This window comes from Pseudomonas sp. NFR02, assembly GCF_900119375.1.
GTDB lineage: Bacteria > Pseudomonadota > Gammaproteobacteria > Pseudomonadales > Pseudomonadaceae > Aquipseudomonas > Aquipseudomonas paracarnis.
Map to the genome: position 1 here is coordinate 47,996 of NZ_FPJJ01000014.1, position 6,692 is coordinate 54,687.

Below are 6,692 nucleotides of genomic sequence, written 5' to 3' on the forward strand. Positions count from 1 at the left end.
GCTATGCCAGAAAAGCGGCAAGCGATTTCCGCGTAGCGCCATTAAAGCGGCAATGGGCAGTTGCCGCTTTACGCCAGCTTGCCGAGAAAAAAATGTGGGAGCTGGCTTGCCTGCGATGGCGGAGTACCTGCCGACCAATTCATCGACTGACACAACGCCATCGCGGGCAAGCCCGGCTCCCACAGTTTTATTGCATACCCCAGGCTACTTGGCCTGGTAGATGATCCCCGGGCTGCATTGCACCATCTGGAAGTGATCCGGCAGCCCATTGAGCGCCTCGGAAGCACCGAGGAACAGATAACCTCCGCGCTTGAGCGTGCCGTGGATGCGCAACAGGATGTCCTTCTTCACTTCAGCCGAGAAATAGATCAGCACGTTGCGGCAGAACACCATGTCGAACTTGCCCAGGCTGGCGTAGCTGTCGAGCAAGTTGAACGAGCGAAATTCGACGCGGTTCTTGATCGGCGCCTTGATCGCCCAACGCCCCGCCCCTTTGGGGTCGAAGTAGCGTTGCAGGCGTTCCTGGGACAAACCTCGGCCCAGGGCCAGGCTGTCGTACTCACCGGTCTTGCAGTTGGTGAGCATGGTGCCGGACAGGTCCGTGGCCACAATTTGCGCGCCGGCTTTCAACTGGCCCATGTTGGTCCGCTCGAACTCATCGATGGACATCGAGATCGAGTACGGCTCCTGCCCCGAAGAACAGGCCGCCGACCAGATACGCAGGCGCTGGCCCGGGCTGGCCTTGATGGCTTCGGGCAACACTTTGTTCTTGAGCACTTCAAAGGGATAGGTATCGCGAAACCATAAGGTTTCGTTGGTGGTCATGGCATCGACCACCATTTCCTTGAGCCCACTGCGCGGCTGCCCCTGGATCCGCTGGACCAACTCACCCAGGGACTTGATGCCCTGCTGTTCCATCAGCTTGTTGAGACGGCTGGATACCAGGTACTGCTTGTTTTCACCGAGCAATATGCCACAGGCTTTTTCCAGGAAGACCCGGAACTGTTCGAAATCCAAATTACCCGTAGACAATGATGCCGCCTCTTAAATCGTGTGACCGCCGGGGGACATCCCCTAGCCGTGATCTGCTGCCTTGATCCGGTCGACTACCCGGGATGCGAGGTCATCAGGACGGAATTTGGCCAGAAAGTCATCCGCACCGACCTTCTTGACCATTGCCTGATTGAATACCCCCGACAACGAAGTATGCAGGATGATATGCAATTTTTGCATGCGTGGATCGTTACGTATCTCGGCCGTGAGCGTGTAGCCATCCATTTCCGGCATCTCGATGTCAGAGATCATCATCAAGAATTCTTCTTCGGGCTTCTTGCCTTCGTCCGCCAGCTTGCGCAGGTAATCCAGGGCTTGGCGCCCGTCATTTAGGGCCACCACCTCCACCCCGACGGTTTGCAGGCAACGCGTGACCTGCTTGCGCGCCACGGAAGAGTCGTCCACGGTCAACACGCGCAGCGAAACCGCCTTGTGTGCCGTTTCGGCATCCACCACTCCGACGGAGATGGTTTCCGAGGTGGGGGCCACTTCGGCGAGGATCTTCTCCACGTCGATGATTTCCACCAACTGGTTATCGACCCGCGTCACCGCCGTCAGGTAGTGATCGCGCCCCGTGCCCTTGGGCGGCGGATGGATCTCTTCCCAGTTCATATTGACGATGCGCTCCACCGAGCGCACCAGGAAACCCTGGGTCTTGGTGTTGTACTCGGTGATGATCACGAAAGGGTTCTGGCGGTCCTGCAAACCCGCGGCCCCCGTGGCCATGGCCAGGTCAAGAATCGGAATGGTCGCGCCCCGGATGTTGGCCACGCCACACACCACCGGACTGGACTTGGGCATGATCGTCAACTTGGGACATTGCAGCACTTCACGCACTTTAAACACGTTGATGCCATACAACTGATTGCCATCCAGGCGGAAAAGCAACAACTCCAGGCGATTCTGCCCTACCAGCTGTGTGCGCTGGTTTACTGAATCCATTACACCTGCCATGCCCAGACTCCTAAATCCTAGGGGTACGACGCGTACCCAACACTAAACGGCACGAGCTTTGCTATTTACTGAGTATGGATATTAAAACGACAGTTTCCCGACACCCTGGCCGCTCACGCTACCGCAGACTGCTCTGCGCCGCGATGGCGCTGCTTGTCTCGGGCCTGGGCGTCACGGCCCGCGCCGACAACGTTACCCTGCCTGATCTACTTATCGGCGTCACCCAAGGCTTTCTTGAGTTCACTGTAGAAGATTATCTGGCGACCACCCAGACGCCGGGGCGTTATGAAATTCAGGTCAACCAGTTGGACCCACGTTTGCGCATGCCAATGTGCGACAAGGAATTGACAGCCACCCTGGAAAGCCCCGCCCAGCCTATCGGCCGTGTGACCGTGAAGGTGCGCTGTGAGGGCGCCTCGCCCTGGACGGTATTTGTGCCGGCGCAGGTCAAGCTGTTTCGCGACGTAGTGGTAGTGGCGCGGCCATTGAAGCGCACCGGCATCATCGGCTACGACGACGTGGCGCTGCGCGAGAGGGACATCAGCTTGATCAACCAGGGCTACCTGACGTCACTGGACCAGGCCGTCGGGCAAAAACTCACCCGCCCCGTGGTCACTGACCAAGTCCTCACACTGGTTCATCTGGAACAGGCGGAGGTGATTCGCAAGGGTGACCAAGTGGTGATTTCCGCCAGCAGTGGCGGCCTGAACGTCAGGATGCCGGGCGAGGCGTTGTCCAACGGCGGCATGAGCGAACAGATCCGTGTCAAGAACCTCAACTCCAATCGCGTGATCAAGGCGCGGGTCACGGCGCCAGGCCAAGTCGAGGTGGCGCTATAGATGACTGGAATCAAATGCCAGCTTTTCCTACACTGTGTGCTGGATATTGAGCCGAACAGGTTTATTGTCAATCGAGCCTAAAGTTTGCCCGGGTATGGCCGAAAACATGGCAAGCGTCCAAATACCCAGAGGTTTTTCAACATGGTCATTGATTTCAGTCGTTTGAATAACACCCCGGCCTTGCCCGGCAATACGCGCACCGGCGGTGCCAAGGACAGCGTAGAAGCCAAGCCGCAGCCCTTGCCTGCCAAAGCAGAGCAGGCCGCCGCCAGCCAGAGTGGGGAATCGGTACACCTGAGCAATGAGGCTCAACAGTTGCAGAAGGTCACTGACTCGCTGCGCGATCAACCCGTCGTCAATAAAGCCCGCGTGGCCGAGTTGAAACAGGCTATCGCCGATGGCAGCTATAAAGTCGACAGCAACCGTGTAGCCAGCAAGCTGCTCAACTTCGAAGCCGAGCGCTAGGCAAAGGCCTGCGCAGGGCTTTTGGACGCTTAAAACCCAAGGCCAGCCATGCACCACGACGAACATTTGCTCCAACTGATCATTGATGATCTGGCGCCGACGCAACAATTGCTCGAGCTGCTCAAGGAAGAATCCCTGGCGTTGTACGGCCGGGATATGCCCTTGCTGGAAGAAATCCTGGCGCGCAAACAGTCGCTGATTGTCTTGCTCGAACAGCACGGCAAGAAGCGCAGCGAGATTCTGATCAGCCTGGGCCTGCCTGCCGACCACGATGGCCTGGCACAACTGGCCAGCCACTCTTCAGTCGGCGATCAACTGCTGGCACAGAGCAAAGAACTCAATCATTTGCTCGCACAGTGCCAGGAAGCCAACCTGCTCAACGGTCAGTCGATCCAGCTTCAGCAAGCCACGACCGCCAATCAGCTGCGCATACTGCACGGCGGAGAGCCTCCGGCCCTGTATAACGCCCAAGGCTCCACCTCACGCCTGGTCAAGCCAAGCACCCGCAGCCAAGCCTGACACCGGTTTACAGCGCGACCTATCCAAGGCGCGCTACATACTGGCAAAATGCCGGTTCTTGCGTGTAGTCGTATTTTGCCTGGAGATGGAAGAACCGTGTTCAACGCCCTTAATGCGGAAGATGCACCGCAGCCACCCAAGGTGCTCACCACGCCTCTGGAAATCGCCAGCACGTTGCGGATGCTGCAAGAAAGCCATGACCCGCTGATCATCACTTTCCACGAACGCAGCCAGCGGTTCCAGAGCTACCTGGTGGACATTGACCGCGACAGCAAGACGCTGGTACTGGACGAAATGATTCCCCGTGACGGTGAACGCTATCTTGAGAATGGCGAAGCCTTCCGTATCGAAGGTTTCCATGAGGGCGTGCGGGTTGCCTGGGAAAGCAACGGCACCTTGACCATCAGCGAAAAAGGCGGCCACCGCATCTATAGCGGCAGCCTGCCCGGCGAAGTGGTTTACCATCAACGACGCAATGCCTTCCGCGCCGCACTCAAGCTTGCGCAGCTGGTGGACATTCAGTTGGGTGGCGAGAAGCTCAAGGCACCTATCAGCGGTAAGCTGCTGGATATCTCGGCAACCGGCTGCAAATTGCGCTTTGAAGGCGATATCTCCGAACGTCTGCAGTTGGGCCAGGTCTATGATCGCTTTATTGCTGCCCTGCCCTTCGGCAGCATGACCACTTCCGTGGAACTGCGCTACCTGCACTTCGAAGACAAGATCAACACCACCTTTGCCGGCGTGCGCTTTCACAACATGAGTGGTTTGGTGCAGCGACAAGTGGAACGCTTTGTCTACCAATTGCAGCGAGAAGCTCGGCGCTTCGATAAAGACGACGATCTTTAAGCGTTAGACGCTGAGATAAAAAAACGGGCAGATCCTGATGGGATCTGCCCGTTTTTTCGTTCAGGGGCGCGCCCTGCTTAAGTCATGGGGATGTTCGTCCGGGTCTGGTGGCTCGTGCGGTTCTTCGCTCGTTGGCTCCTCGGTATCAGGGACGGGCTCTGGGTCAGGAACAGTGACTTGCATCTGCTCCTGCACCACCTGCTCATCCACCCGCGGGTCAAGGGCAGCCACCAAAGGCGAACTGGACATGCTGTCGGGCATCGCCACGTGATGCAGTGGTGCGTCGTCGACCTGATGCAGGTTGGTTACCGCCTTGGGTCGAATGCGCCACACCAGGACCAGCGCACACAGGCTGAAAAACGCGTAGAGCATCTGGCTGCCGAATAGCTTCATCACCACACCGGCCAACAGCGGCCCCACGCTGGCGCCGATCCCGTAGGTAACGAGCAACATGGCCGTCAGTGACACCCGGCGATCGCCTTCCACATGGTCGTTGGAAAAGGCCACCGCCAAGGGGTAAAGGCAGAACTGCACCAGCGAACAGAAGAAGCCCGCCACGAACAACACCTCCAGCGGTACCTGCGTCATGATGGCCAACGGTAAGGCCGTTATCGCCAGGCACAAGGCAAAGCAGCGAATCAGCAGCGCGCGGTCATAGCGGTCCGACAACCAGCCCAGTGGCCACTGCACGACCAATCCAGCAAAAATGCAGCTACCCATGAACAAGCCGACTTGCTCAGTCGTCAGGCCCTGCTGAGAGGCGTAGAGCGGCGCCAAGCCGTAGAACGAACCGACGATCAACCCAGCGCCCAACACGGTGCTGAGCGATTGCGGCACGCGCTTGATAAAGAAGCGCGGCTCCATCGGAGCCGGGTGCAGTGGGGCCGGGTGAATGCGTCGGGTCATCGCCACAGGGACCAGGCACAGCGCAAAGCACAGCGCTACGAGCATCAACAGTTCAAGCCCGAGATGGGGGTGCATGACCAGGATCAATTGGCCCAGCACCAACCCAAGGTAGGACGCAATCATGTAGCCGCTGAACACTACGCCGCGCTGCTTGGCGTCTGCCTGCTCATTGAGCCAACTCTCGATGACCATGTACTGGCACATCATCCCCAGGCCCACGATCATCCGCAGCACAATCCAGGCTGGCAGCCAATCAATCAAACCGTGACCCAGCACTGCTGCGCCGACGATCCCGGCGCAGGTAGCGTAGGCACGAATATGCCCGACCCGGGCAATCAAGCGGTGCCCGAGCTTGCCGCCCAGCACCAAGCCAAAATAGTTGGCAGCCATCAGCGCACCCACCCACAGGCTGTCGACGTTGTCTGCTGCCAGACGCAAAGCCAGATAAGTACTAAGCAGGCCGGAGCCGATCAGCATCATCAAAGAGGCGAAATAAAGGGCTCGAAAAGATTTCCAGATCTGGCGCATCGGCGTTCCGAGCGGCTCCTTGCGGTGAGGGGTAGGGCTATCAGCATGATAGTCCGGGGCGGTTGAGTCCGGACAGACGGTAGGGTCTGTTTCCGGGGATTATTTTGTTTCACAGCTCAGACGATACGTGGGTGTCTGTGAGGTACATAACCGTGGAGATAAATACACGGCGCACCACCTGTGAACCTTGATAACACGCAAGGTTCGACTGGTATTGGGGTATCTGTACAAAAGGCGTCAATGGAACGCTGTGCAGGCTTTGGAAGTTGGTGTTCTTTTCGAGCGCTCAAAACAAAACCCCAACTGCTTTCGCAATTGGGGTTTCGGAATTTAATCTTGACGATGACCTACTCTCACATGGGGAAACCCCACACTACCATCGGCGATGCATCGTTTCACTGCTGAGTTCGGGATGGGATCAGGTGGTTCCAATGCTCTATGGTCGTCAAGAAATTCGGGTACTGAGTCGTGGCCAGCTGGCCTCGCTTCAGCAAATTGGGTATGTGATAGATCGTGGTGTTTTGTGAGCGTCGAACTTTCGGTTCATTGCGTCTTCACACACCGCAATCTGGTCTCTCTCGA

General features: G+C 57.7%; 7 protein-coding genes and 1 rRNA gene. 4 read left to right on the forward strand and 4 right to left on the reverse strand.

The genetic code is table 11. The features are described 5' to 3' along the window. Positions 1-204 precede the first annotated feature (204 nt). Together cheR and BT199_RS26245 are read right to left on the reverse strand one after the other, a co-directional pair. The gene (cheR, locus tag BT199_RS26240) at positions 205-1,032 is read right to left on the reverse strand and encodes a protein-glutamate O-methyltransferase CheR (RefSeq protein WP_014719581.1); all 828 of its coding nucleotides are present in this window, start codon (positions 1,030-1,032) and stop codon (positions 205-207) included. A gap of 42 nt (positions 1,033-1,074) precedes the next feature. Further along, positions 1,075-2,007, reverse strand: coding sequence for a chemotaxis protein CheV (locus tag BT199_RS26245; protein ID WP_003193578.1), 933 nt, complete (start codon positions 2,005-2,007; stop codon positions 1,075-1,077). A 74-nt stretch (positions 2,008-2,081) separates the two neighbouring features. Between BT199_RS26245 and flgA the strand changes: the two genes are divergently transcribed. From flgA to BT199_RS26265, 4 genes are all read left to right on the forward strand, one after another. Then, the gene (gene flgA, locus BT199_RS26250) at positions 2,082-2,846 is read left to right on the forward strand and encodes a flagellar basal body P-ring formation chaperone FlgA (protein WP_014719582.1); all 765 of its coding nucleotides are present in this window, start codon (positions 2,082-2,084) and stop codon (positions 2,844-2,846) included. A 141-nt stretch (positions 2,847-2,987) separates the two neighbouring features. After that, positions 2,988-3,311, forward strand: coding sequence for a flagellar biosynthesis anti-sigma factor FlgM (flgM, locus tag BT199_RS26255; RefSeq protein ID WP_019817214.1), 324 nt, complete (start codon positions 2,988-2,990; stop codon positions 3,309-3,311). A 48-nt stretch (positions 3,312-3,359) separates the two neighbouring features. Then, positions 3,360-3,830, forward strand: coding sequence for a flagella synthesis protein FlgN (locus tag BT199_RS26260; protein WP_014719584.1), 471 nt, complete (start codon positions 3,360-3,362; stop codon positions 3,828-3,830). A 96-nt stretch (positions 3,831-3,926) separates the two neighbouring features. Continuing rightward, entirely contained in the window at positions 3,927-4,676 is a 750-nt protein-coding gene (locus tag BT199_RS26265; RefSeq protein ID WP_014719585.1) for a flagellar brake protein, read from the forward strand. A gap of 60 nt (positions 4,677-4,736) precedes the next feature. On the opposite strand, the gene BT199_RS26270 is transcribed toward BT199_RS26265, so the two are convergent. After that, positions 4,737-6,110 carry an MFS transporter gene (locus tag BT199_RS26270; protein WP_072435766.1) on the reverse strand — a complete coding sequence of 458 codons (1,374 nt, stop codon included), beginning with the start codon at positions 6,108-6,110 and terminating at the stop codon, positions 4,737-4,739. 334 nt (positions 6,111-6,444) lie between these two features. Beyond that, positions 6,445-6,560 (reverse strand): 5S ribosomal RNA (gene rrf / locus BT199_RS26275). Positions 6,561-6,692: the final 132 nt, after the last annotated feature.

Coding starts and splice junctions, on each gene's coding strand:
- BT199_RS26245 (WP_003193578.1), bottom strand. CDS start 2,007: ATGGCAGGTGTAATGGATTCAGTAAACCAGCGCACACAGCTGGTAGGG.
- flgA (WP_014719582.1), top strand. CDS start 2,082: ATGGATATTAAAACGACAGTTTCCCGACACCCTGGCCGCTCACGCTAC.
- flgM (WP_019817214.1), top strand. CDS start 2,988: ATGGTCATTGATTTCAGTCGTTTGAATAACACCCCGGCCTTGCCCGGC.
- BT199_RS26260 (WP_014719584.1), top strand. CDS start 3,360: ATGCACCACGACGAACATTTGCTCCAACTGATCATTGATGATCTGGCG.
- BT199_RS26270 (WP_072435766.1), bottom strand. CDS start 6,110: ATGCGCCAGATCTGGAAATCTTTTCGAGCCCTTTATTTCGCCTCTTTG.